Here is a 23,120-nt window from a genome sequence, read left to right as displayed (position 1 = left end):
GGCAGCAACCCATGTTCAACATCGTTTCACTCATCATCGGCGCCGTCGCATTCATCTGTGCCCTGGTCGCCTTCATCCCGCTCCTCGGCTGGGCCAACTGGCTGATCATCCCGCTCGCCATTATCGGCGCCGCGGTCGGCATGATTTCGCGCAGCACGTCGGGGCGTAACCTCAACCTGTTCGTCATTGTAATCGGCGTCGTCCGTCTGATGCTCGGAGGAGGCATTCTCTGAGCCGCGAGCCGCGCATCGATGCCTACATCGCGAAGGCGCAGCTTTTCGCGAAACCCATTCTCGAACATGTCCGGGAACGCGTTCACGCCGTACTTCCCGACGTCGAGGAGGCGATCAAATGGAGCATGCCGGCCTATACCGTCGGCGGTAAGATCGTCCTGATTACCGCTGCATTCAAAGCGCATACGGCGCTCAATTTCTGGCGGGGCCAGGAACTCTATTCGAGCCACGATACAGTCGGCGCCATGGGCCAGTTCGGCAAAATCAAGTCGCTCGAAGAGCTTCCGCCCGATGCCGAGCTCGATCGCCTCATCCGCGAAGCCGCCGAGCTCGCCAAGGCCGCACCGGCGCCGCGCAAGCCCAAGCACGAGCCAAAGCCCACTCCGTCCATGCACCCGGAATTCGCCGCCGCGCTAGCCAAAGCGCCCAAGGCGAAAGCCACGCTCGAAGGCTTCCCCCCTTCAGCGCAGCGCGACTATTGCGAATGGATTTCCGAAGCGAAGCAAGACGCAACCCGCGCCAATCGTATCGAGGCGGCAGTGGAGTGGCTCAGCGAGGGGAAACGGCGGCACTGGAAGTATCAGAAATGCTGACCCCCAGTTTCTCGGCGCGCAGCCGGTTGAGCGCTTCGTAACCGAGCATTCCCGTCATCAGCACGATTCCGAGGTTCGCGAATATTGTGCTCAGGATAAGCGCAGCCGCGACCCAGATCAGCGGCGAGCGCTTCCGGTCCATCAGCATCGCGACGCACGCTAGGCTCAATCCGGCGAGGTCGTACGACAGAGTGTAAGGCGACATCATCACCGTGCAGCAGGCAAAGGCGGCATAGCGGTCGATGATCGGCGTTTCGGTGCGGAATACCGACCAGCTCGTCACCAGCGCCGGCGGAATGGCGATGACGAACAGCCAGCCGGGGAGGCCGACGGCGCGCACCAGCCCGTAAGCGCCGACGTCACGGCGATCGATACCGTGATCGATTAGCCATGCATGGAACTTCGGAAGCTCGGCCAACCAACGCGTCCAAGTCTCCAACCCAAAAGCTGCAAGCGACAGGAGCGCCAGTGTAAGTGTGGTCGCAATTACCCAAGCAATTGCGCGCCAATTGCGTTCGGCAATCAGAGCAATGGGCGCCGCGAGCAGGGATTGGGGCTTAATCACTGCCGCCGTCGCCAGCAAGACACCGCGCCAGCGCGGGTTTTGCGTTGTTAAGCCACCAATGATCAGGGCGCCGACGAATAGGCTCGTCTGCCCACCCAGCAGAACGCCGATCATTGCGTTAGTGCAAAAGCCCATCGCAAGCGCGCCCCTGCTGAGCATCCGGCGCGAAGCGAACGCCATTGCTGTAGCCCCCGCAGCGCTCCACGCCAGCAGCGAAGGCCAGAATGGCAGCAATCCGAACGGCCGGAAGAGCATTAGTCCAGTTGGAGGGTAGGGAAATACGGGGAGGTAATGCCCGTAAACCCATTCCAATGGAGCAGTCTCAATACCCCAGAAGACGTTCCAGTCGCCGAGATAACCGCGGTACCAGAACATGCTGAAGACGAAGCCAAGTGCCGGGATCAGCCCGACGGCCATGCTCGCCAGAAGCAGATATCCACGCAAATCGCGGCGCTGCGCGGGTGCTGAAGTCTCGGGGAGAATGGCCTCGGCGGTCATGCGCTGGCTTGTAGCGGCAAGGTGCTGAATTAGGGTTAACGGCGCGCTATCGCGTCATCCTCAGCGCCGGCCCGAACCGCGTCTGTGCCTCGCCTTCCAGCGAAAAGCCGCAGTTCTCGTAGAACACGCGGGCAGCCGGGTTGGCAATGACCCTTAATGCGAGCCCTCGCTGTCGCGCCGAATGTGTGGCCGCGTCCACGAGCGCCCTGCCGATACCGAGGCCCCACAGATCGGGCTCGACGAATAACCCATCGAGCTCGCCGCCGACCACCGCTGCGAATCCCGCAATCTCGCCGCCAAACTCGGCAACGATTACTTGCCCGTTTGCAATCTGCGCGGGCGGCAAATGGATCACCTCCGGATAGGCCAATAACTGTTCGCGATAGTCGGGCAATTCGAGCGAAGCGCGCCGCTGCAGTTCTTCCAGCTCGTCACGCTCATCCGCCTGCGCAAGCCGAAGCGTCAACCGATCAGCGTGATCGGACATAGCTCCCCGGCGCATCCTCGATGGCCTTCAGCTTGCCCTTGCCTGGCACGCGCGCACCATCCGCCTTCACCGTCGCCGGGTCCTGCTTCTTCAGCCATGCGAGCCAGTCAGGCCACCACGAGCCCTTATGCTCGGTTGCGCCCGCGACGAACGTCTCCAGCGTCGCGCTCGACTTTTCGTTGACCCAATATTGATACTTCTGGGCGGCAGGCGGATTGACCACACCCGCGATGTGTCCCGAACCCGCGAGCAGGAAGCGTTTCGGCCCGGCGAAATGGTCCATGATCTTCCACACGCTCTGCGGCGGCGCGATATGGTCCTCGCGCCCGGCCTGGATATACGCCGGCGTCTTCACCGTATCGATATCGACCGGCGTCCCGGCGACCTTGATGCCGCCTTTCTCCGCAAGCTTGTTCCCCTTGTAGAGCGTCTCGAGATAGTCGCGGTGCCAGCCTGCCGGTAGGTTGGTCGTGTCGCTGTTCCAGTGAAGCAAATCGAACGGCGCCGGCTCGTCGCCGAGCAGGTAATTGTTGACGACATAGCTCCAGATGAGGTCGCGCCCGCGCAGCAGGTTGAACGTCGCCGCCATGTAGCGGCCGTCGAGATAGCCCTTCTCCTTCGTCAGCTGCTCCAGCAGCCCCATCGTTTCCGGCCCGGTGAAGAGCTTCAGGTCGCCCGCCTCGGTGAAGTCCACCTGCGCCGTGAAGAAGGTCGCCGACTTCACCTTCTCGGCCCGCTTCTGCGCCTGGAGGTAGGCCAGCGTCGCCGCCAACGTCGTCCCCGCCACGCAATAACCGATGGCGTGAACGCCCTCGACGCCCAGCAGCTCGCGCACCGTGTCGATCGCGTCGACCTGCCCCTTAAGGACGTAATCCTCGAGGCGCGCATCGGCAATGCTTTCGTCGGCCGATTTCCAGCTGACCATGAACAGGGAAATGCCCTGGTCCACGCACCATTTGACGAAGCTTTTCTCAGGGCTGAGGTCGAGGATGTAGAAGCGGTTGATCCACGGCGGGAAGATCACGACCGGCGTCTTCAGGACCTCGTCGGTCGTCGGCGTGTATTGGATGAGTTGGTAGAGCGGCGTCTGCTTCACCACCTTGCCTGGCGTCGTCGCAAGGTTCCGCCCGACCTCGAACACGCCCTGCTTGGTTTGAGTCAGCTGTCCGGACGCAATGTCCTTCAGCATGTTCGCGAGGCCCTTGAGCAAATTCTCGCCGCGCGTGTCCAGCGTGCGCTTCAGCACCTGTGGATTGGTCAAAGCGAAATTGGACGGGCTCATCGCGTCGACGAAGCTGCGCGTCGCGAAGCGCAATTTCTCGCGCATGTCGGCGTCGATATTCTCGATCTGGTCGACCGTGCCGAGCAGCTGGTCTGAGATCTGCAGGTAGCTGTTCTTGATCGTACCGAAGATCGGGTTCTCGCTCCACTCAGGTGCCGCGAACCGCCGGTCCTTTTTTTGGGACTCCGGTGCTGCGGTCACGCCACCCAACATCTTGCCCCACGTCTCCAGGCCCTTGGCCCAGGCTTGCGCGCCTGCGGTCATCAGCGCCATCGGATCGCCGCCCGGCGCCTGCTCGCCGAACCCGAAGGCAGACGGCGTCGTGCCGAACTGCGGCATGGGCTGGCCCGCCTTCATTTGCCCGGCCCAGAATTCCATCAGCATCTGCTGCGCGCGCCCCATCACGAGGGTCCAATGCTGCCAATCTTCGAGGGTCGGCATCGCGCCGCTATTCGTTTGGTCCGCCATCGCGCTACTGTAGGCCTCATGCCCATCCTGCCGCAAATACCGACCGCGCTCGTCCTGCTCGACTATTTCGGTATCGCCGTGTTCGCGATCTCGGGCGCGCTGCTGGCGGCGGAAAAGCGGCAGACGCTCGTGACCTTCATCTTCTTCGCCGTCGTCACCGGCGTCGGCGGCGGCACGCTGCGCGACCTGCTGATCGGCGCGCCGGTCTTCTGGGTGCACACGAACGCGACCTTGCTCATCTGCATCGTTGCCGCCTTGCTGGTCTGGCTCATCAGCCATCGCAGGATCGCGGGCAAGGCGCTGCTGTGGTTCGACGCCGCCGGCCTCGGCGCCTACGCGACCTACGGCTCGGCCAAGGCGCTCGCCTTCGGAGTCGCTCCCGTACCTGCCTTCGCGATGGGCGTGCTGACGGCTTGCGCCGGCGGCATCATCCGCGACTTGCTAGCCAGCGAGCCCTCGATCCTCTTGCGGCCGGAACTGTACGTCACCGCGGCCGCGCTTGCGGCAGGTCTGTTCGTCGGACTCGACTTCGCGGGCGCGCCGGTCTGGGTCTCAGCGTTGGTGTCCGCCATCGCCGGTTTTGCCCTTCGTGCCGCCGCCATCGCACGCGGCTGGTCATTGCCCGCCTACAACGATTAAGCTCCTCGCCGTGCGGATCACGGCGCTCTTCTTCCCTTTGCTGCTCGCGGCATGTGCCACCGTGCCGCGACCCGTAATGTCGCATGCCGAAGTCGGCGTCGCCTTCGATCGCGCCGGTGAAGTTGCCAGCTTCGCCGAGGGTCTCGCCGACCCGCAAACCCGCCGCGCAGTCACTGCCGACGACCCCGTCCGCGTCGCCTCGCTCAGCAAGATGGTCACCGCCATCGGCGTGATGAAGCTGGTCGAGCAGGGCAAGCTCGACCTCACTAGCGACGTCTCGCCCCGGCTCGGCTGGAAGCTGCGCAACCCGAGCTTCCCCGATCAGCCGATCAATCTCGCCATGCTGCTCGCGCACACTAGCTCGATCCGCGAGCGCGACGACAATTACGCGATCCCGCTCGGCGCCTCATTGCAGGATCTGATGAAGGATCCGCTGAACTGGGACGCACATCACGGCCCCGCCGCAAACTACTTCAGCTACGTCAACACCAACTATCCGATCGTCGGCTCAATCATCGAGCGCGTGACCGGCGAGCGTTTCGACATCTGGGTGCGCCGCGAAGTGCTGGAGCCGATGAAGCTCGACGCCTGCTTTAATTGGCCGACGTGCAGCGACGCCGCCGTCGCCCGCGCGGTCGAGCTCGACCAAGGCGGCAAGCCGGTGAAGGACGACCTTCACGGTAAACAACCCGACTGCCCGGTGTTCGTGAAAGACCCGACGTCGTGCGATCTCAAACTATGGAAGCTTGGCGAGAACGGCTCGCTCTTCTCCCCGCAAGGCGGCCTGCGCATTTCCGCGCGCGGGCTCGCCCGCATCGGCCGCATGCTCTTGAACGGCGGCGAGATAGACGGCGTCCGCATCCTCACGCCGCAGTCGGTCGACACGCTCCTCGCCCAGACCTGGACGTTCAACGGCAGCAACGGAAAGACCGACGACGGCTTTTACTGCAGTTCGGGCAATGGCACGAACCAGCTGCCCACGTCCGTCCCCGGCTGCCGCGACGACATGTGCACCAACGGCGCGACCTTCGTTGGCCACGCCGGCGACGCCTACGGCCTGAAGTCCGGACTGTGGATCGACCGCGCCCACGGCGTCGGCATCGCTTATTTTACGACCGGCGTGCCCGAGAAGGCGCCCCGCGATGACCGCAGCGCTTATACGGCCGCCGAAGCCAAAGCCTTCCGCCGCATCCTCGCGCTCTTGCCGCACTAAGGTCGCGCCGTCAGAGTCCACCGATGGACTCCGACTTCTACCGCATCCAGCGCCTGCCTCCCTACGTCTTCGCCGAGGTCAATGCGATGAAGGCCAAGGCACGCGCCGCGGGCGAGGACATCGTCGACCTCGGCATGGGCAACCCCGACGGCGCGCCGCCGCGCCACGTCATTGAGAAGCTCGCCGAAGTCGCCGCCAAGCCCAACGCCCACCGCTATTCCGCCAGCCGAGGCATCCCCGGCCTCCGCAAGGCGCAGGCGGCTTATTACCTGCGCCGCTTCGGCGTCACCGTCGATCCCGACAAGGAAGTCATCGTCACGCTCGGCTCGAAGGAGGGCCTCGCCAACCTAGCCCAGGCGATCACCGCACCCGGCGACGTTGTGCTCGCGCCCAACCCATCCTATCCGATCCACACCTTCGGCTTCATCATCGCCGGCGCCGCGATCCGCTCGATCCCCGCCGCGCCCGGCGAGGAGTTCTTCGAGCGCCTCACCAACGCAATGCGCTATACCGTGCCGCGCCCGAAGGTGCTGGTGGTCGGCTACCCTTCCAACCCAACCGCCTACGTCGCGGACCTGCCCTTCTACGAACGCCTCGTTGCCTTCGCGCGCGAGCACGACCTCATCGTCATATCCGACCTCGCTTATGCCGAGATCTATTTCGGCGACACGCCCACGCCATCGATCCTTCAGGTCGAAGGCGCGAAAGAGGTCGCGGTCGAGTTCACGTCGATGTCCAAGACCTATTCGATGGCGGGCTGGCGCATGGGCTTTGCGGTCGGCAATGCGCGCCTGATCGAGGCGCTCGCACGCGTGAAGTCCTATCTCGACTATGGCGCCTTCACGCCGATCCAGGCCGCCGCCGTCGCCGCCCTCAACGGCCCGCAGGACATCGTCGAGGCCAACCGCGCGCTCTACAAGAAGCGCCGCGACGTCCTCGTCGAAAGCTTCGGCCGCGCCGGCTGGGACATTCCCGTGTCGCCAGCCAGCATGTTCGCCTGGGCCCCGATTCCCGAGCGCTTCCACAACCTCGGCGCGATGGAATTCTCCAAGCGCCTGCTGACCGAAGCCCACGTCGCCGTAGCGCCCGGTGTCGGCTTCGGCGAGGAAGGCGAAGGCTTCGTCCGCATCGCCCTTGTCGAGAACGAACAACGCCTGCGCCAAGCGGCGCGCGGCGTGAAGAGGATGCTGGGTGCCTGAAAACTGAGGGGAGCTTTCCATCCATTGCAGACGAAGGGTCCCTGAATGATTTGCAGAGGTAGAGGCTCAGGACAGTCGGAACTGTGTGCTCTTGCCGTAGTGTTCAGTGCTGTCTTCGTCCGGCCCGCTTCGTTATCGCAACATTAGATTAGCGCCTTCACGGCGCCTGCTTTACTAACGATCTCGCCGGCATTGAGACAGAGCGAGCGTTCGCCCGTCGAGAACCTCAGATAGAAAGTCCGGGATCGCCCTCGACTACCCTCACCGAGAGTTTCGGGCGCTCTCCCGCGGCCCACAGCGGCGCGCTGTGCACGACCCGGTAACGAAGCGGACCACCGTCCGCGCGCTCGCTGCGTGTCACCGGGCGCGGGATGCACACGAATTCGGTCCGCATTTCGTTGGCGCTTAGCCGCACCGTCGCATAGCCGTGACCGCCCAGATCAACGAACTCCAAATGTGGAGCGAGCTTCGCGTTCGATAATGACCGGGCGCGGGGAAGGTCGAAGTTCTTCGCATAATCGAGGCACGAACGGACGCCGTGCCGAAGCAGCATGTTGAATGTCCAGTCGGGCTTAGCCCCGTCCGGCCGGTCGGCAAGGAACAGGGCACGCGTCGGAAGATCCTTCGGTAGTTTGTGCTCATAGGATTCCATGACCCCCGGGCTGGCGAGCGACCCGCCGACGAAGCTCAGGCCGACCGGCTCAAACTTGCCCGGCGGCAGCGCCGCCGACGCATAGCCGGCCCAGAAGCTGTGGCGGTCGCCCGACACGATCGCGAAGCCGGTAATTCTTGAATCGTGGACGAGACCGTAAATCTCCTTCCGCTCGACATAGGCGCTGCCATGGTCGCCGCTGCTAAGGATGGCATAGCCCGCGGGCCACGGCTGCGTCGTCACCCCGGCGGGAATGTTTTGCGGGTCCGCCCGCCAGTCGAGGCTGCCGAGAGAATTGCCCCAGACCTTCCAGGTCGCGGTCGAGCCCTTGAGCTTCTCCTTGAACCAAGCCTTCTGCTCCGCGCCAAGGATCGTCTGCGGCGGCGCGTCCTTCTGCGGATTCGCGACCCGCACCTCCCCGAACGTCAGCTCTGCCGGGGGCTTTCCGCCGTTGAACGATCGCCCGCCATCGAGAACCTGCATCGCGCTTTCGGGAAACATGCCATTGAACCCCGGCAACCCGAGCTTCTCCAGTTGTGGCGCTTCGGTCGGGTCTTTGCTCCGGTAACTGTGCTGGTCGGTGATGATAAGGTCCAGGTGCCGGCCGTACCGGACCGCGCGATAGCCGATCAGGCTGTTGATGGCGGCGAGATTGTTCGGCTCGTCACCGAGACCGTTCTCATCCCACTTCTCGATCGCGACATTCTTGAGTGCGGGCGGCCCGAACGTCTCGAGCGTCCCGCTCGGCGCTTTCACACGGGCAGGGATATATTCGAACCAGGCCTGGTTGGCGGCAACCTTGATGGTCTGGCCGGGACGGCCGTCGTCGCCAGCGCGCTGTATGCTTTGCCAGCCCTGCCACGAGAATTCGTGATTGTCCCACATACCCACGAACGGCCAGCGGGCGCGGGCATCCTGAAGGTCGGGATCGGCGAGATAGCCTTTATAGACCGCGCGATAGCCCTCGACCGTCAGCGGATAATGAAGCTTGTCTGTCTGCCCGCCGTCGGGGATCCGCGCGACCTCATAGATGGTCCGGTCGTATCGGGTCGGGACCTCTTCCGGATATTCAACGACCTCGTAGATGAAGTCGCCAAGGTGGAGCACGAACCCGAGTTGCTCCGCCGGCACCGCACGCTCATCCTCGAAGATCATCCGCCGGTAGCCGTTGAGCTTCCCCTCGTTGACGCTCTGGCAGCTGACGAATGCGAATTTGACTGGTCGCGGATCGTCATCGCGCGGCGCGGTGATCGTGCGGCCGATCCGGCTGCCGTTCCCTTCTGCGTCGGTGAAACGGAACCAATAGACGTGCGCCGGCTTGAGCCCGCCCACCAGCACGCGCGCCGTCCAGTCGGCGTTGGCCAGCACGGGCGTCCGGGCGTTCGCCACCACGCGCTCAAAGGCCCCGTCTTCCGCCACCTCGACAGTGAGCAGGTGACGGTCTCCGCCGTCGTAAGGCCGCCTCGTCCACAGGATGACGCTTTGCGCATCGGGGTCACCGGATGCGACACCTTGTGGATAATGCGCGCTGCTTTGCCGCCAGTTGCTGCGCGAGGCACGAGCACTCCCGACCCAGGCAAGCGATGCGCCCATTGCCGCTGCAGTCCGGATGAAGTCACGGCGACTGAGCGCCATCGGCTGGGCCCCCTCTTGCGTCGGTTCAATTTGGGGCATGACTGACGTTAGTGACGGGCGGCGCAATTCCTTTTCGATGAACGGGCTTCCGTCACCGACGTCGTCTCGCATCGAATAAGATCTGCCTCGTGGAGCGATCGGCAGCTGTTAAAACCGCATTGCCACGCCCGTATAAAGCTCAATGTCCGCAGTCTCCCGACTGAGACCGAAGTTGGCGCCCGCGTCGAGTTGCACGTTCTTGCTGGCCAAATAGGCAATCGACGCATCGGCTGAATATTGCCGCACCGTGGCCGCCGGATCCCAATTCCACTGCCCCCAAATCTCGCCCGCCACGTTGAGCCTGGGCGAAAGCTCCCAACCGAGGCTTGCAACTTGGCTCATCGACGCGTGAAGGCCATGGCCGTCCTCGTCCGCGACCAAGTCGAACTCAGGCGTCAAGTTCACCGAGAATGGCGACCTGCCGAGCGGGAAGCCCATGGGGACCAGCAGCCCGGCCTCGAACTTGCGGTTGCCAAGCGACCGCTTTGCCGTCGGAATCTTCACGAAAGGGAGCAACGTCACTTGGAACGGAGCGTCGCTCGCCGTTAGGTGGCGCTTGTAATTGACGTAGACGTCGCCGATCCCCGACGCGCTGTCATCGATGTTGCCGGCACGGCTCGTCGCCCGCTCCCACGGCGTCAGGTCGACCTCAATGTCCGATTCCGCGTCGAGGCCATATTTCACCGTCGTCTCGCCGAGCACGAGCAAAGTGTCGCGCTCATTCCCACCTTTTCGCAGCGCCCAGTCGGCAAGCCCCGTCTCGATCTGCCAATGCCCGGCTGGGACGGTGCAGGTCTCCGACGATTTACCCGGCCGATCGGCGCAAATCCCGTCGTCGGCGGCAAACGCAGTCGAGGCGAGGGACGCAGCAACCGCGCCAGTGAGGAGATGGAACGTGCGCATCGCCGTTTTGTGCGTCGCCGCGAACGGTTCGTCGAGATGGGCTTACAAGTTCCCACGGAATCCACACGACTTCTTTACGCCAGCGGAACAGCTGGAAAGCCACCGCTGCGTCACCTAACGAATGCCGATGGACCTGCCCGCGCTCACCTGGGGAATGTTGCTCGATATTGCCGAGTGGGTGATCCGCGCGGGCGCGCTCGTTGTCATCCCATTCCGTCGCAAGTTCACGGCGGCCGCCTGGCTTTTGCTGATTTTCTTCCTGCCGATCCCCGGGCTTTTGCTGTTCCTGATGATCGGCCAGCCGCGCTTTCCCAAAGGCCGCATCGAACGCTTCGAGTTGTTGCGCCCCGCTTTCGACCGCGTCACGAAAGCACTTAGCGCAAGCAAGCCGGATCAGCCCTCCGCGGTCGCCGCCTTTTGCGAAAAGCTCGGCCTATTCCCCGCCACCGCCGGCAACCAAGTCGAGCTTCTCGACGATTATGACGCCGCTCTCGGCCGCCTCGTCGCCGATATCGACGCGGCCAAGGAGCGCGTGTTCATCCTCGTCTACATTTTCGCCGATGACAAAACCGGTTGCAGCGTCATCGACGCACTCAGACGTGCGGTCGCGCGTGGCGTCGATTGCCGCGTGCTGATCGACCCGATCGGCTCGATTCATTGGGTGCGCGGGACGATCGACAAGCTTTGCGCGGTCGGTGTCAACACGCGCCGCACCCTTCCCCTGCGACTGCTCCGCGGCCGTACCCGCCGCGACATGCGTAATCATCGCAAATTGTTCATAGTCGACGGACAGATCGGTTACGCGGGTTCGCAAAATATCGTCGACAAGAACTTCCGCCCCGGCGTCACCAACCGCGAGTTGATCGCGCGCTGCACCGGTCCTGTCGTCACCGCGATGGAGGCCGTCTTTCTCGGCGACTGGTTCCTCGAAACCGGTACCCAGCCCCCGGACGGGATCCAGCTGCCCGCCCCTTCAGGCGACGCCGTCCTGCAACTCCTCCCGAGCGGCCCCGAATATCCGCTCGAAGGATTTGAGACGTTGCTCGTCTGGCAGCTTCACCAGGCCGAGAAACGCGCGATCATTGCGACCCCATATTTCATTCCCGACCAGGACGTGATCGCCGCTTTCCGTACCGCCGCCGCGCGCGGCGTCGAGGTTGACCTGGTGCTCAGCAAAGTCGTCGATCACCCGATCGTGAACCTCGCGCAGCGTTCTTATTACGAAGCGCTGCTCCACGCGGGCGTACGCATCCACCTGTTCGACGATTACCTGCTGCACGCGAAGAACGTCAGCATCGACGGCAAGCTCGCCATCGTCGGCTCGAGCAATGTCGACCTCCGGTCATTCCAGCTCAACGAGGAGGTCAGCCTGCTCCTTTACGACACGAAGTCCGTCGCCGACCTCGAAGCAATCCAGCGCCGCTACATCGAAACGAGCATCGCGCTGAAGCTGGACGAATGGGTACGACGCGGCCACCCGGTGCAGGTCCTGGAAAACCTCGCCCGGCTGGTCAGCCCTTTGCTCTAGCCTCGCTCCCCGGCCCTGCCCGCCCGCTTCGCTGCGCTCTTCGCGCGTGTACCGGCGAATTCCGATCCTGCGCTCCACTGCGGCCATTCGCGGCTGTTCGCGAGCCGTGAACCGATGGCGTAGAACAGTTCCGCCTCCTGCGCCGCGCCGCGCAGGTCCCAGCTTGCGCTCCATTCGTCGCACGGCTGGTGGTAGCAGGTGCCGGTGAAGCTGCTGAGCCAGCGCTCGCCCGCTTCACGCCCGCCGTTCTGAAAGTCGTACGCACCCGCCAGCGCCATGTTCAACAGCACCGGCACGCCGCGCTTGGCGAAGGAGAAATGGTCGGCGCGATAAAAAAGTCCGCGCTCGGGATGGTTCTCGACCGTGACGTAGCGCCCCTGCGCCTTCGCAGCTTCGTCCAGGTAACGATCCATGTCGCTCTGCCCGCGCCCGACCAGCACGGCGTCGCGCACCGGGCCCTGCCATTGAAGCGTGTCAAAGGTCAGGTTCGCCGCCATCGTCTCGTGCGGGAAGAGCGGATGCTGCGCGTAATATTCGGAGCCCAGCAGCCCACGCTCCTCGCCCGTCCACGCCGCGAACAGCACGGTCCGCTGCGGCGGCGCGGCCTTGAACATGCGCGCCACCTCCAACATTGCCGCCAGCCCCAGTGCATCGTCCGAAGCGCCACGGCGGATGGTCCGGCCCTGCGCGTCCGGCGCGCCGATGCCAAACGCATCCCAGTGCCCGCCATAGCTCACCGTTTCGTTCGGGAAGCGGCTGCCGGTGATCTTGCCCAACACGTTCTGGCTGCTGATCCGCTCCAGCTTCACAGGAATGTTGGCGGACATGGTGGCCTTGAGGTCGATCGGCTTGAACGCCGCCGTCCGCGCCTCGCGCTTCACCTGGTCGAAATCGCGCCCCGCGCGCTTCAATAGGTCGACGGCGACCGAGCCCTGGATCCAGCCCTGCATCATTACCGGCTGCTGCGCGCCCGGCCGCAGGACGACGTTATAGCTCTCGCCCGCCGCGCTCTTCACGACGTTCCAGCCGTAGCCCGCGCCCGGCGTGTCGTGGACCACGAGCGCCGCAATTGCGCCGCGCCGTGCCGCCTCCTCATATTTGTAAACCCAACGGCCGTAGAACGTCATCGCGTTCCCGCCGAACTTGCCCGCGACCGGCTCGCCCGCCGCCGCTTCGAAGTCGGGGTCGTTGACCAGCATCACGACGACCTTGCCCTTCAGGTCGACGCCCTTGAAATCGTCCCAGCCGCGCTCCGGCGCTTTCACGCCGTAGCCGACGAACACCATCGGCGCGTTGGCAATGCGAACCCGGTCCACCGCCCGCACGGTGCCGAGGTAGACGTCGTCGGGCGATCGCAGCGTGAGCGCTTGTCCGCCCGCATTCACCGACACCGTCGCCGGCTGCTGAAGATGGGTTCGGATCATCGGCACGGTCTGGGTCCAGCCGCCATTTTCGCCAGCCGGCTCCAGGCCCGCCGCCTTGAACTGGTCGATGAGGTAGGCGACCGTTCGCGTTTCGCCCGGGGTGCCCGGCGAGCGCCCTTGGAACTCGTCGGAGGCCAGCGTCCGCGTCACCTCGGACATGCGCTGCATGTCGACATGCGCGGCAGGCGGGGCCTGCGCCGACAGCAGCGGCGACATCGGCACGATCGCCGCAAGCACAGGCAACAACTTCATCGGCCCTCTCCCTTGTTCATCAGGCGCAACGCAGGAAATGCCCGATTGGGTTCTACAGCGATGGAACGCGACTGCGATCAGAGGAAACACCAGCCGCTGCGTCAGTCGGGACGCGCTGAACCGCTCGTCGGCCTGATCCACTTTCTTGTGTCGAAACTGCAAATCCACAGGATTTTGAGTTGACGATGCATTTACCCGCTTGCGTCTGATTCTGTTTAAGGCACAATAGATAGTAGCGCGAGAGGGGGGTCTCTCAACACCTAGTGTTCGGCGCCGGAATACGTATATTCCGGTGATGGACAGGTTCGTCCCCGGTTTCCACAGGGACGAATGGTTAAAAAGGCCCTTCGAACGCCGGAAATAGGCTAGGATGTCCTGATGGCACCGAGTCGAACAATACAGGAACAGGCGGCGCTCGAAGAGGCTGCCGAGGAACGGGGAAGCGCGATGGATTTTTCGACCGGCTCTGAAGTAACGAGCGACGACATTTCGACCGCCACCTCCGGCAGCAAGCGCGTCGATGCGCTGAAGTTCGACGTGAAGACGGACGACAGCCGCGATGCCCTGCTGACCGAGTTCGGCAAGGACACGCTTCGCGACCGTTACCTGCTCCCGGGCGAAAGCTACCAGGACCTGTTCGCGCGCGTCGCCGCCGCTTATTCGGACGATGCCGAGCACGCGCAGCGCGTCTACGATTACATCTCCAGATTGTGGTTCATGCCGGCGACGCCTGTGCTGTCGAACGGCGGCACCGGCCGCGGCCTCCCGATCAGCTGCTATTTGAACAGCGTCGACGACAGCCTGCAGGCAATCACCGAAATCTGGAACGAGAATGTCTGGCTCGCGTCCAAGGGGGGCGGCATCGGCACCTATTGGGGCCGCGTGCGCGGCATCGGTGAGCCGGTTGGCCTCAATGGCAAGACCAGCGGCATCATCCCGTTCGTCCGCGTGATGGACAGCCTGACGCTGGCGATTTCGCAAGGGTCGCTGCGCCGCGGCTCGGCCGCCGTCTACCTCGACGTCTCACACCCGGAGATCGAGGAGTTCCTTGAGATTCGTAAGCCCAGCGGCGACTTCAACCGCAAGGCGCTCAACCTCCACCACGGCGTGCTGATCACCGACGAGTTCATGGAAGCCGTGCGCGCGGGCAACGAATTCATCCTGCGCAGCCCCAAGGACGGGTCGGAGCGCGGCAAGGTCGACGCCCGCTCGCTGTTCCAGAAGCTGGTCGAGACCCGCCTTGCGACCGGCGAGCCGTACATCATTTTCATCGACCAGGTGAACCGGTCGATGCCGAAGCATCACCGCGACCTCGGTCTCAAGGTATCGACGTCCAACCTCTGCTCGGAAATCACGCTTCCGACCGGCCGCGATCACCTCGGCGCCGACCGCACCGCCGTGTGCTGCCTCAGCTCGCTCAACCTCGAAACCTGGGACCAGTGGAACGGCGACAAGCGCTTCATCGAGGATATCATGCGCTTCCTCGACAATGTGCTGAGCGACTACATCGCCCGCGCACCCGACGAGATGGCGCGCGCTAAGTACAGCGCCGAGCGCGAGCGCAGCGTCGGCCTCGGCGTCATGGGCTTCCACTCCTTCCTTCAGCAGCGCGGCCTTTCGTTCGAAGGCGCGATGGCGAAGAGCTGGAACCTCAAGATGTTCAAGCACATCCGCGCGCAGGTCGACCAGGCGTCGATGATGCTGGCGAAGGAGCGCGGGCCTTGCCCCGACGCCGCCGACATGGGCGTCATGGAGCGCTTCAGCTGCAAGATGGCGATCGCGCCGACCGCGTCGATCTCGATCATCGCCGGCGGTACCAGCGCCTGCATCGAGCCGATCCCGGCCAACATCTACACGCACAAGACCCTGTCGGGCTCCTTCTCGATCAAGAATCCGTACCTCGAGAAGATGCTGAAGGAGAAGTCGAAGGACAGCGCGCAGGTCTGGAACTCGATCCTCGAGCAGGGCGGCAGCGTCCAGCACCTCGACTTCCTGACGCAGGAAGAAAAGGACGTGTTCAAGACGTCGTTCGAGATCGACCAGCGCTGGCTGCTCGAGCTTTCGGCCGACCGCACGCCCTTCATCGACCAGGCGCAGTCGCTCAACCTCTTCATCCCGGCCGACGTCGACAAGTGGGACCTGATGATGCTCCACTTCCGCGCGTGGGAGCTCGGTATCAAGTCGCTCTACTACCTCCGCTCCAAGTCGGTGCAGCGCGCGGGCTTCGCCGGCGGCGTCGAGGCGGACAACACGCCCGAGCTCAAGGAAATCCAGCTCCCGTCGAGCACAGACTATGACGAGTGTCTGGCGTGTCAGTGAAGCGCGCCCTCTCGCTCCGCACCGTCGCCAAGGGTGCAGGCGCGGTCGTGCTCGGCCTCATCGCGCTCGACCTGATCGCGACCGTCGCCACCCTCGCCATCGGAGCGCAGTGGCTGCGGCGATGACCGGCGGCCGCATCATCGAGCTCGTTGCAGCAGCCGTCATCCTCGGCGCAGGCGTGTGGCTTTACCGCGCCCGCAAGGATGCCGACCAAAGTTACGGCAGCCAGGGTGCGGTCCTGCTGTTCGTCGTAGCCGCGATCCTCGGCGTCCACGCGCTCGGCGGCCTCGACTATCGCCCGTCGTCGTCCGAGCTTGAGGCGGCGCAGCGCCGATGACCGGCTTCATCATCCTCGGCGCCGTCGCGGCGGTCGTCGGCCTTGGCCTGCTCGTCACCGCCATCCGCCACCAGAGCGAGCAGCAGCCGCGTTACGCCGCGATGCTGATCGGCGGCATGATGATGACCGCCTTCGGGATCGTCATCGCCGGCTTCGCGATCGCCTACCAGCGCACCGCGCCGCTCGATCTCAATGCGGGGGCCGGCCGATGAGCTCTTGCCAAAAACACGCGCGTCCGCTTTTTGCGAACGATTCGCAAAACGGAGGTTTTGAACTTGCGCAAATGGCATCGCTGGCTGGCAACGTTGTTCGGCGTCTTTCTGCTGTGGATCTCGGCGACCGGGTTACTCAGCCAGATCGGCGAGCTGGTGAACAAGGGCGGGTTCGAGAGCGAGGCGCGCGCCGCGGTGGCGGCACCCGTCGCGCCGCCGGGCTTCAAATGCCCGGATACCATGAGCTGCCGTCCCAAGCAGAAGCCCGGCGCGTGGAACCTCGGCCTGCTTCACAACCTCCACTCGGGCGAGAGCTTCGGGCCGGTGGGCACGATCATTTCGATCATGTCGGGCCTGGCGCTGCTGTTCTTCAGCTTCTCCGGCCTGTGGATGTACATTCAGCTGTGGCGCGGCCGGCTGGCCAAGACGCAGCACGGCGGCAAGGTGCGCGGCGGCAAGTTCTTTTGGTGAAACAGGCGGCGGCGGCATGCCTCGCTACCGCCCTCACCGCCTGCGCCGCAACGCAGCAGGCCGACGCGGTCGCGCCGCAAGCGCCAGGCTTCCTGCTCGGCCTGTGGCACGGCTTCATCTTCCCGGTCGCCTGGATCGTCTCGCTGTTCGTGAGCAACGTCGCCATCTACGCCGTGCCCAATAACGGCGGCTGGTACGACTTCGGCTATTTCCTCGGCATCGTCGTCTTCGGCGTCGGCGCCAAGCGCGGGCACACCGTCACCCGCGACCGCATCATCGACGTCCGCGCGCGGAGGATCGACTGATGAACCCCGCGCCCGCCATCCCCATATTCAGTTCCAAAGGAGCGTAAGCATGCCCCTCCTAGAAGCCCGCAAGCAGTACAAGCCGTTCGAATACCCCTGGGCGTTCGAATATTGGAAGCGCCAGCAGCAGATCCACTGGATGCCCGAGGAAGTGCCGCTCGGCGAGGATTGCCGCGACTGGGCGCAGAAGCTCGACCAGACCGAGCGCAACCTGCTCACGCAGATCTTCCGCTTCTTCACCCAGGCCGACGTCGAGGTGCAGGATTGCTACCACGACAAATACGGCCGCGTGTTCAAGCCGACCGAGATCAAGATGATGCTGACCGCCTTCTCCAACATGGAGACGGTGCACATCGCCGCTTACTCGCACCTCCTCGACACGATCGGCATGCCGGAGAGCGAGTACAGCGCCTTCCTCCAATACAAGGAGATGAAGGACAAGCACGATTACCTGAGCACGTTCGGCGTCGACAATGACGAGGACATCGCCAAGACGCTCGCCATGTTCGGCGGCTTCACCGAGGGGCTGCAGCTGTTCGCCAGCTTCGCGATGCTGATGAACTTCCCGCGCTTCAACAAGATGAAGGGCATGGGCCAGATCGTCAGCTGGTCGGTCCGCGACGAGAGCCTTCACTGCGAAGGCATCATCAAGCTGTTCCACACCTTCGTGAAGGAACGCGACTGCCTGACCAAGGCGGTGCGCGAAGACATCCTCGACGTCTGCCAGAAGACGGTCCGGCTGGAGGACGCGTTCATCGACCTCGCGTTCGAACAGGGCCCGGTCAACGGCATGACGCCCAAGGAGATCAAGAAGTACATCCGCTACATCGCGGACTGGCGCCTGGGCCAGCTCGGCTTCGCGCCGATCTACATGGTCGACGAACACCCGCTCCCCTGGCTCGCCCCGCTCCTCAACGGCGTCGAGCACGCCAACTTCTTCGAGACCCGGGCGACCGAATATTCGAAGGGCGCCACGCGCGGGAACTGGAACGAGGTCTGGGATAATTTCGACCGCCGCATGAAGGCAAAGGCCGAAGTCGCCAACGACGGCGAAGGCTCGACGGCCGATGCGTCAGCGAAGGCGGGGCCGGATATGTTCGAAGCTAGCGGGGTCGCGGCGGAGTGACGGCTGCGGGCAACATCGGCTGACGGAGCGCACTTCAAGTATCAGTCATCACATTTCTAGCGCGTAGCAATCTTCTTCGGCCTGCGCCTTTATGTGCTGCTCAGCGAGAAACCACCGAGCTCGCACGCGACTAAGAAACGTCGGACTAGCCGGCCCGGCATTCGACAACCAGCCGTCCGAAACGTCTCGGGGAAGGATCATCTCCACCAGCCGCGCGCGGACTACACCGTGCCCCCGTCGGTAGAAATCGCGTACCGGCAGCATTAGGTGGATCCCGAGTCGCCCACCCGACGCAGGAGCACCATCATGCCCGCCGAACCCCTCCGCATGGATCTGTCGAAGATCGCGCCCGACGCCTACCGTCACTTTCTTCAGCTCGAAGGGCTGATCATGCAGCATGTCGATCGCAAGTTGCTGCACCTGCTGAAGCTGCGCGCGTCGCAGATCAATGGCTGCGCTTACTGCATCGCGATGCACACCGACGAGGCGCTTCACGACGGCGAGCCAGTCGAGCGCCTGACTCTGCTCGATGCGTGGGAGGAATCGACCCTTTATTCGGAAAAGGAGCGCGCCGCCTTTGCCTGGATCGAGGAAGTGACCCTGATCGCCGATAGCGGCGCGTCGAAGCCGGCCTTCGATGCGCTCAAAGCTCATTTCAACGACGACGAGATCGCCTGGCTGACCCTCGCCGCCGTCCAGATCAACGCTTGGAACCGCATCGCGATCAGCAGCCGGGCGCAATACGACCGCGCCATGTTCGCGAGGGCGCCTTCAACGGAGAAAGCGGCCGAGCCGGCTTGAGGCATGACGCCTCACTTGAACCCGAATCCAAACCAGCACTGATAACTGAGACCGCCGCCACTCCGTGAATCTACGTATTTTCGGGCCGGCCCGAGGGTGCGAGAAGGACGTTGCCACCGGGGCCTAAGAACTCTGGTGACAGGGACTGGGAGTAACGAGAGTTGCTCTCGGTCCTTTTCTTTGTGCGGCAGCATTCGAAAGGTCGCCGATGCCCGACACGACTGAGGTCCGCGCCCGTCTCGAGGCCGCTCTCGCCGAGCTCGAAGCCCGGCTGACGACCCTAGCCCGCGACTTGTCGGAACCAGCCGATCCCGACTGGAACGAGTTCGCCGTCGAACAGGAAGATGACGAAGCGCTGGAGCATCAGGCGGCGCTCGTCGAAAAGGAAATCGCGTCCGTCAGGCGCGCGCTCTCACGCATCGCCGACAGCACCTACGGAACATGCGTAGCCTGCGGGGAGAAGATCGGGCCCGAACGGCTCCAGGCCCGCCCCGAGGCGGCGCTGTGCATCAACTGCGCCCGTAACGCCAAATAGGCGCTAGGCACGCCGAGCGCTTCGCGCTTTTCCAGGATTACGCCAAGACATTACGCACCCGGAATGCTAGCTTGCGCCTCCGACGGACACCTTCTGTCCGCCGCACGTGGAGGGGGTTCACATTATGTCCGACAACAAGGCATTGTCCGGTGCGCTCGTCCTGTTCGGTATCGCGTTCTGCCTCATCTATCCGCTCGCGATGTTCTGGCCTTCGGGCTGGGCGTGGCATGAAGGCAGCCCGGCTTCGAGCGACTATTTCCTGATGATCGTCGGCGTTTACGCGACGCTCGGTGTGTTCATGATCATGGCCGCGAAAGATCCGCCCGCGAATGCGTCTCTCATCTGGTTCGTGGTCGTGTCGAGCATCGTCCACGCGCTCATCATGGGCTGGGAATCGATGCGTAACCCAATGATGAAGGGCCATTTGACCGGCGATGTGCCGATCCTGCTCATCGTCGCGGTCGTGCTTGGCGTGCTCATTTCCCGCGGCACGGCAACGCAGGCGCGAATGGCCTCCTGATATTCAGCTGCGGCCGGGGCGCGTGACACCTTGGCCGCACGAGTGCGTCAGTCGCACCAGTCGTAGGTGGTGCCGTCGTATTTGCGCGCGGCGTTGCGGTTGACCATGATCTCGCCGACGTCGCGGCCGTCGATTAGCACCTTGCTCACGTCGCGGCCGTAATAGTCGCGAAAGGGCTTGCCGGTAGACACTTTGCCGCTGTTGAGCAACTCGGCCAGCCCGACGGCTGCGTCGATGCCAAGGCTCCGCTCGGCTGAGCATTTGGCGCCGATGATCTGTGGCGCCTGGATGCCGGCGATGGCGATCTTGGTTCCGTCGACACGGATGGTGGCGCCGTCGAACACGCAATTCTGCCCGCCGTTATAGCATTGGTTGAACTGCAGCGCCCGCGCCTCGTCGATTGAGGCATATTTAGAGAAAGTCGCGACTCCAACGCCGATAATCAGCACGGCGATGCCGATGGCGAACAGGACGATGCCGGTCACGCCGCCCCACATCTCCGCTTCGGGGGAAGCAACGCGGATCACGGTTGGCTTGGCGACCGGAACAGGGTCGCGGCGGATGCGCGACTTGCCTAGGGCGACGGTCTGGCGGCCAGGTTTCCAGGGCTTGCTCACTTGGGGAACCTAGCTGGACATGCTTACTGAGAAATTACCTTTTGCGCATCAGTCCCCGAATTGGGTGCCGGCGCTGCGTCCGCGGGCGGCGCCGCAGCCCTCGCCTTGGCAGCATATTCCTTCACCCGCTTGTCGGTCTCCTTGGTTTCGCGCTCCTTCTTCGCATCCTGGTAATATTGGTATTCGCTCTTCTGCGGATCGGTGACGAAGATGCTCCCGATCTCCTGCCCTCTGGCCAGACGGGCCGAGATTTCCGCCGCGGTCGCTGCCACCGCGAGCAGGTTGATGCCCGGCTGATCGAACACGCAGCCGGCCGCGCCGACGACAGTGCAGCCATTGTCCCGCATCTTTTCCTGCGGCGTCTTTGTCCGTCCGGCGAGCGCCTGCCGCCGCGCCTTCTTCGCCGCCATCACGTCGGGATCGATGCGGAACCCTTGCGGCTTCTGCACGCAAACGATCACCTCGCGGCTGTTCGGATCCGGCGCTCGGGGCGAGCAATCGGTCGTCGCCGATTTTTCGGGCGCTGCTTGCGCCGGCGCTTCGGCAGGCACCCCGAACATTGCAGCAGCGGCGGCGAAAGTGAGGATCATGAACCGAGACCTGTGCCCTGCTGCCTTGCGCCGCGATGAACCGGCCAAACGTCAGCTTTTCGGCGTTAGCGTCGCCACCGTCTTCTTGCCGCACATCACCGCGACGCTCTTCGCCGCCTTGCTGTCGGGGATCGTCGCGGTGACGTCCCACCAGCCGTCGGGGCTGGCGTAACCGGTGTTGGGGTTCATGATGAGCCAGACGCTGGCCTTGTCCCCGTCGACTTCGCCCGGGGCGAAATCACCTCGATAGGCGGCATCGTCCAGATGCACCTTGCCCTTGACCGTCAGGTTGCCTGATTTGTCACGGGCGGCGGTCCAAGCCTTGGTCGCGCTGTCCTTGTAGAAGCAATAGGTTGGATGTTTCGCCTTGGCCGACTCGGCAGTGGCCGCATTCACCGTGGCGTTAGCAGACGCGTTCGTGCTGTCCGTTCCTCCGCAGGCCGTGAGCCCTGCGGCAGCCGCCGCAACAAGAATGACCGATGATTTCATCCGACCCTCCCCTCGCGCTCACTTTAGGAGCCGCCGGAGAATATTCGCAAGTTATGCGCGCTTGGCGGCCCGCCTGCGGGAGCGGGAAAACAACTCGGCCTCGTTCTTGCGGCGAACACGCTCCTGCACCTCGCGGGTGAAGTCGGCGTTCTCGGCATTGCACCGCCGATGGCACAAGCAGAGATTGTCGAGCGCTTCCTCCTCATCAGTCGTCGCAGGGACGATGATTTCCACTTTCGGGCCCGAGTCGTGACCGGCCGGCAGGTCAAAACGCATCGGCCGGCGGCAGCGGCGGCAATCGTCGCCGTCCCGCTGGCGGATTGCATGAAGGCGCTGTGCATCCTGCTCTCGCCGGAACTTCCAAGGGGTCACATAGCGGGCGATCAATGTGCTGCTCATGTGGCGGCCATAACCCGGTACCCGTCACCAAAGAGTTGAGATTGGCGGCTCAGGCGCACCACGGCTTACGGCCGCTGCCGAAGGGCCGCGCCAATCCGGCAGCGATCATCGCCTGCCCGACGTCGCGGCCATCGACAGCGACGTTGCGTAGCAAACGGCCGTATTGGTCATGGTCGACCCCGCTGTCCGACAGGGTCACCGTCCCGCTGCTCAGCAGGTCCCGGAGCTGCTCGGTGGCGGCCAGGCCGAGGCGGGCTTCCTCCATGCACCTCGGCGGATGTGTTTCCGGTGCATCGATGCCCGCGACGCGAACGGTGTCGTTGCCGAGCTTGAAGGTATCGCCGTCGATGACGGTGATGCCCAAACCGGCCTTCCTGGTCGGTCCGGCAACGGGCGCCGCACCATCGCCGCGATCCACGAGGGCGTCCTGCGAAGGAGCCGGGCCGTCGAGGAGCACCGAGCGGTCTTTCCACGCGATGTCTTCCGGATCCGGCGCTCGCTTCGGGACTGCCTGCACGGCGTTCCACTCGATTCCATTGTATGGAGACGCAGCGGCGGGCACGTTCCTCCCGTCGTAGTAGACGCCCGCGGCCGCTCCGCCGATCACCGCTGCAGCAATAGCCAACAGAAGCCAGACTTTGCGGCTGCGGACCGCGCCGACATAGCCGTCGATGCGCGTCCAGTCCTGCCCGCGTTCGCTGACGGGGATGATGCGAGCGATCTCGCCTTCAGGGCGCCAGTGCCTCCCCACGGTCACCAACATAAGTCAGGAAGCTTACTGTCGGGTTA

Annotated in this window: 27 protein-coding genes; 16 read left to right on the top strand and 11 right to left on the bottom strand. The window is 63.9% G+C overall.

Translation table 11 applies throughout. The annotated features are described in order from the left end of the window. Window positions 1-11: 11 nt before the first annotated feature. The gene (locus tag ABD704_RS11955; RefSeq protein ID WP_344699919.1) at window positions 12-233 is read left to right on the top strand and encodes a hypothetical protein; all 222 of its coding nucleotides are present in this window, start codon (window positions 12-14) and stop codon (window positions 231-233) included. Then, window positions 230-826 (top strand): YdeI/OmpD-associated family protein, encoded by a 597-nt coding sequence (locus ABD704_RS11950; RefSeq protein WP_344700542.1) that lies wholly within the window; start codon window positions 230-232, stop codon window positions 824-826. Before ABD704_RS11955 ends, ABD704_RS11950 begins: the two co-directional genes overlap by 4 nt. Here the strand turns inward: ABD704_RS11950 and ABD704_RS11945 are convergent. The 3 genes from ABD704_RS11945 to ABD704_RS11935 are packed head-to-tail and all read right to left on the bottom strand — an operon-like array spanning window position 783 to window position 4,126. Beyond that, window positions 783-1,889, bottom strand: coding sequence for a glycosyltransferase family 87 protein (locus ABD704_RS11945; protein WP_344699918.1), 1,107 nt, complete (start codon window positions 1,887-1,889; stop codon window positions 783-785). The genes ABD704_RS11950 and ABD704_RS11945 overlap by 44 nt on opposite strands. A 46-nt stretch (window positions 1,890-1,935) precedes the next feature. Continuing rightward, window positions 1,936-2,376 (bottom strand): GNAT family N-acetyltransferase, encoded by a 441-nt coding sequence (locus tag ABD704_RS11940; protein WP_344699917.1) that lies wholly within the window; start codon window positions 2,374-2,376, stop codon window positions 1,936-1,938. Continuing rightward, the gene (locus ABD704_RS11935) at window positions 2,360-4,126 is read right to left on the bottom strand and encodes a PHA/PHB synthase family protein (protein WP_344699916.1); all 1,767 of its coding nucleotides are present in this window, start codon (window positions 4,124-4,126) and stop codon (window positions 2,360-2,362) included. The genes ABD704_RS11940 and ABD704_RS11935 overlap by 17 nt, the downstream gene beginning before the upstream one ends. 18 nt (window positions 4,127-4,144) lie before the next feature. On the opposite strand from ABD704_RS11935, the gene ABD704_RS11930 reads away from it, so the two are divergent. The 3 genes from ABD704_RS11930 (at window position 4,145) to ABD704_RS11920 (ending at window position 7,177) form a co-directional block, all read left to right on the top strand. Continuing rightward, a complete protein-coding gene (locus tag ABD704_RS11930) occupies window positions 4,145-4,765 on the top strand; it encodes a trimeric intracellular cation channel family protein (protein ID WP_344699915.1) in 621 nt (206 codons plus the stop codon). A gap of 76 nt (window positions 4,766-4,841) precedes the next feature. Further along, the gene (locus tag ABD704_RS11925; protein WP_344699914.1) at window positions 4,842-5,978 is read left to right on the top strand and encodes a serine hydrolase domain-containing protein; all 1,137 of its coding nucleotides are present in this window, start codon (window positions 4,842-4,844) and stop codon (window positions 5,976-5,978) included. A gap of 23 nt (window positions 5,979-6,001) precedes the next feature. Continuing rightward, window positions 6,002-7,177 (top strand): LL-diaminopimelate aminotransferase, encoded by a 1,176-nt coding sequence (locus tag ABD704_RS11920; RefSeq protein ID WP_344699913.1) that lies wholly within the window; start codon window positions 6,002-6,004, stop codon window positions 7,175-7,177. A 226-nt stretch (window positions 7,178-7,403) separates the two neighbouring features. Here the strand turns inward: ABD704_RS11920 and ABD704_RS11915 are convergent, their stop codons facing one another. Both ABD704_RS11915 and ABD704_RS11910 read right to left on the bottom strand, forming a co-directional pair. After that, complete coding sequence (locus ABD704_RS11915; protein WP_344699912.1) at window positions 7,404-9,464, bottom strand: alkaline phosphatase D family protein; 2,061 nt, start codon at window positions 9,462-9,464, stop codon at window positions 7,404-7,406. A 147-nt stretch (window positions 9,465-9,611) separates the two neighbouring features. Next, window positions 9,612-10,406 carry a transporter gene (locus ABD704_RS11910; protein WP_344699911.1) on the bottom strand — a complete coding sequence of 265 codons (795 nt, stop codon included), beginning with the start codon at window positions 10,404-10,406 and terminating at the stop codon, window positions 9,612-9,614. A gap of 127 nt (window positions 10,407-10,533) precedes the next feature. Here ABD704_RS11910 and cls point away from each other — a divergent pair, with 127 nt between their 5' ends. Continuing rightward, window positions 10,534-11,934 carry a cardiolipin synthase gene (cls, locus tag ABD704_RS11905; RefSeq protein WP_344699910.1) on the top strand — a complete coding sequence of 467 codons (1,401 nt, stop codon included), beginning with the start codon at window positions 10,534-10,536 and terminating at the stop codon, window positions 11,932-11,934. Here the strand turns inward: cls and ABD704_RS11900 are convergent. Next, a complete protein-coding gene (locus ABD704_RS11900; RefSeq protein WP_344699909.1) occupies window positions 11,931-13,610 on the bottom strand; it encodes a M28 family metallopeptidase in 1,680 nt (559 codons plus the stop codon). The genes cls and ABD704_RS11900 overlap by 4 nt on opposite strands. Window positions 13,611-14,057: 447 nt before the next feature. Between ABD704_RS11900 and ABD704_RS11895 the strand changes: the two genes are divergently transcribed. From ABD704_RS11895 to ABD704_RS11850, 10 genes are all read left to right on the top strand, one after another. Further along, window positions 14,058-15,929, top strand: coding sequence for a ribonucleoside-diphosphate reductase subunit alpha (locus tag ABD704_RS11895; RefSeq protein ID WP_344700541.1), 1,872 nt, complete (start codon window positions 14,058-14,060; stop codon window positions 15,927-15,929). Beyond that, window positions 15,926-16,054: a hypothetical protein gene (locus ABD704_RS11890; RefSeq protein WP_344699908.1), complete on the top strand. Its 129-nt coding sequence runs from the start codon at window positions 15,926-15,928 to the stop codon at window positions 16,052-16,054. Before ABD704_RS11895 ends, ABD704_RS11890 begins: the two co-directional genes overlap by 4 nt. Then, window positions 16,039-16,266 (top strand): hypothetical protein, encoded by a 228-nt coding sequence (locus ABD704_RS11885; RefSeq protein WP_344699907.1) that lies wholly within the window; start codon window positions 16,039-16,041, stop codon window positions 16,264-16,266. The genes ABD704_RS11890 and ABD704_RS11885 overlap by 16 nt, the downstream gene beginning before the upstream one ends. After that, entirely contained in the window at window positions 16,263-16,478 is a 216-nt protein-coding gene (locus ABD704_RS11880; RefSeq protein ID WP_344699906.1) for a hypothetical protein, read from the top strand. Before ABD704_RS11885 ends, ABD704_RS11880 begins: the two co-directional genes overlap by 4 nt. A gap of 30 nt (window positions 16,479-16,508) precedes the next feature. Beyond that, window positions 16,509-16,949: a PepSY domain-containing protein gene (locus ABD704_RS11875; RefSeq protein WP_344699904.1), complete on the top strand. Its 441-nt coding sequence runs from the start codon at window positions 16,509-16,511 to the stop codon at window positions 16,947-16,949. Continuing rightward, window positions 16,943-17,254 carry a hypothetical protein gene (locus ABD704_RS11870; RefSeq protein WP_344699902.1) on the top strand — a complete coding sequence of 104 codons (312 nt, stop codon included), beginning with the start codon at window positions 16,943-16,945 and terminating at the stop codon, window positions 17,252-17,254. The genes ABD704_RS11875 and ABD704_RS11870 overlap by 7 nt, the downstream gene beginning before the upstream one ends. 49 nt (window positions 17,255-17,303) lie before the next feature. Continuing rightward, window positions 17,304-18,380 (top strand): ribonucleotide-diphosphate reductase subunit beta, encoded by a 1,077-nt coding sequence (locus ABD704_RS11865; protein ID WP_344699901.1) that lies wholly within the window; start codon window positions 17,304-17,306, stop codon window positions 18,378-18,380. A 306-nt stretch (window positions 18,381-18,686) separates the two neighbouring features. Continuing rightward, a complete protein-coding gene (locus ABD704_RS11860; protein WP_344699900.1) occupies window positions 18,687-19,181 on the top strand; it encodes a carboxymuconolactone decarboxylase family protein in 495 nt (164 codons plus the stop codon). A 208-nt stretch (window positions 19,182-19,389) separates the two neighbouring features. After that, window positions 19,390-19,716 carry a TraR/DksA family transcriptional regulator gene (locus ABD704_RS11855; protein WP_344699898.1) on the top strand — a complete coding sequence of 109 codons (327 nt, stop codon included), beginning with the start codon at window positions 19,390-19,392 and terminating at the stop codon, window positions 19,714-19,716. 124 nt (window positions 19,717-19,840) lie between these two features. After that, window positions 19,841-20,236 (top strand): DUF6632 domain-containing protein, encoded by a 396-nt coding sequence (locus ABD704_RS11850; protein WP_344699897.1) that lies wholly within the window; start codon window positions 19,841-19,843, stop codon window positions 20,234-20,236. 47 nt (window positions 20,237-20,283) lie between these two features. Here the strand turns inward: ABD704_RS11850 and ABD704_RS11845 are convergent, their stop codons facing one another. The 5 genes from ABD704_RS11845 to ABD704_RS11825 all read right to left on the bottom strand — a co-directional run bounded on the left by ABD704_RS11845 (window position 20,284) and on the right by ABD704_RS11825 (window position 23,094). Continuing rightward, on the bottom strand, window positions 20,284-20,853 hold the full coding sequence (locus ABD704_RS11845; RefSeq protein ID WP_344699896.1) for a thermonuclease family protein: 570 nt from the start codon (window positions 20,851-20,853) through the stop codon (window positions 20,284-20,286). A 23-nt stretch (window positions 20,854-20,876) separates the two neighbouring features. Then, window positions 20,877-21,443, bottom strand: coding sequence for a hypothetical protein (locus tag ABD704_RS11840; protein WP_344699895.1), 567 nt, complete (start codon window positions 21,441-21,443; stop codon window positions 20,877-20,879). A 51-nt stretch (window positions 21,444-21,494) separates the two neighbouring features. After that, window positions 21,495-21,932 (bottom strand): hypothetical protein, encoded by a 438-nt coding sequence (locus ABD704_RS11835; RefSeq protein ID WP_344699894.1) that lies wholly within the window; start codon window positions 21,930-21,932, stop codon window positions 21,495-21,497. 51 nt (window positions 21,933-21,983) lie between these two features. Beyond that, on the bottom strand, window positions 21,984-22,319 hold the full coding sequence (locus ABD704_RS11830) for a hypothetical protein (protein WP_344699892.1): 336 nt from the start codon (window positions 22,317-22,319) through the stop codon (window positions 21,984-21,986). Window positions 22,320-22,380: 61 nt separating this feature from the next. Then, on the bottom strand, window positions 22,381-23,094 hold the full coding sequence (locus ABD704_RS11825; protein WP_344699891.1) for a thermonuclease family protein: 714 nt from the start codon (window positions 23,092-23,094) through the stop codon (window positions 22,381-22,383). Window positions 23,095-23,120: the final 26 nt, after the last annotated feature.

Origin of the sequence: Sphingomonas limnosediminicola, from assembly GCF_039537965.1 — a bacterium.
Classification (GTDB): domain Bacteria; phylum Pseudomonadota; class Alphaproteobacteria; order Sphingomonadales; family Sphingomonadaceae; genus Sphingomicrobium; species Sphingomicrobium limnosediminicola.
The sequence above is the reverse complement of the archived record's forward strand: the minus strand, read 5'-3'. Positions and strand labels throughout refer to the sequence as shown.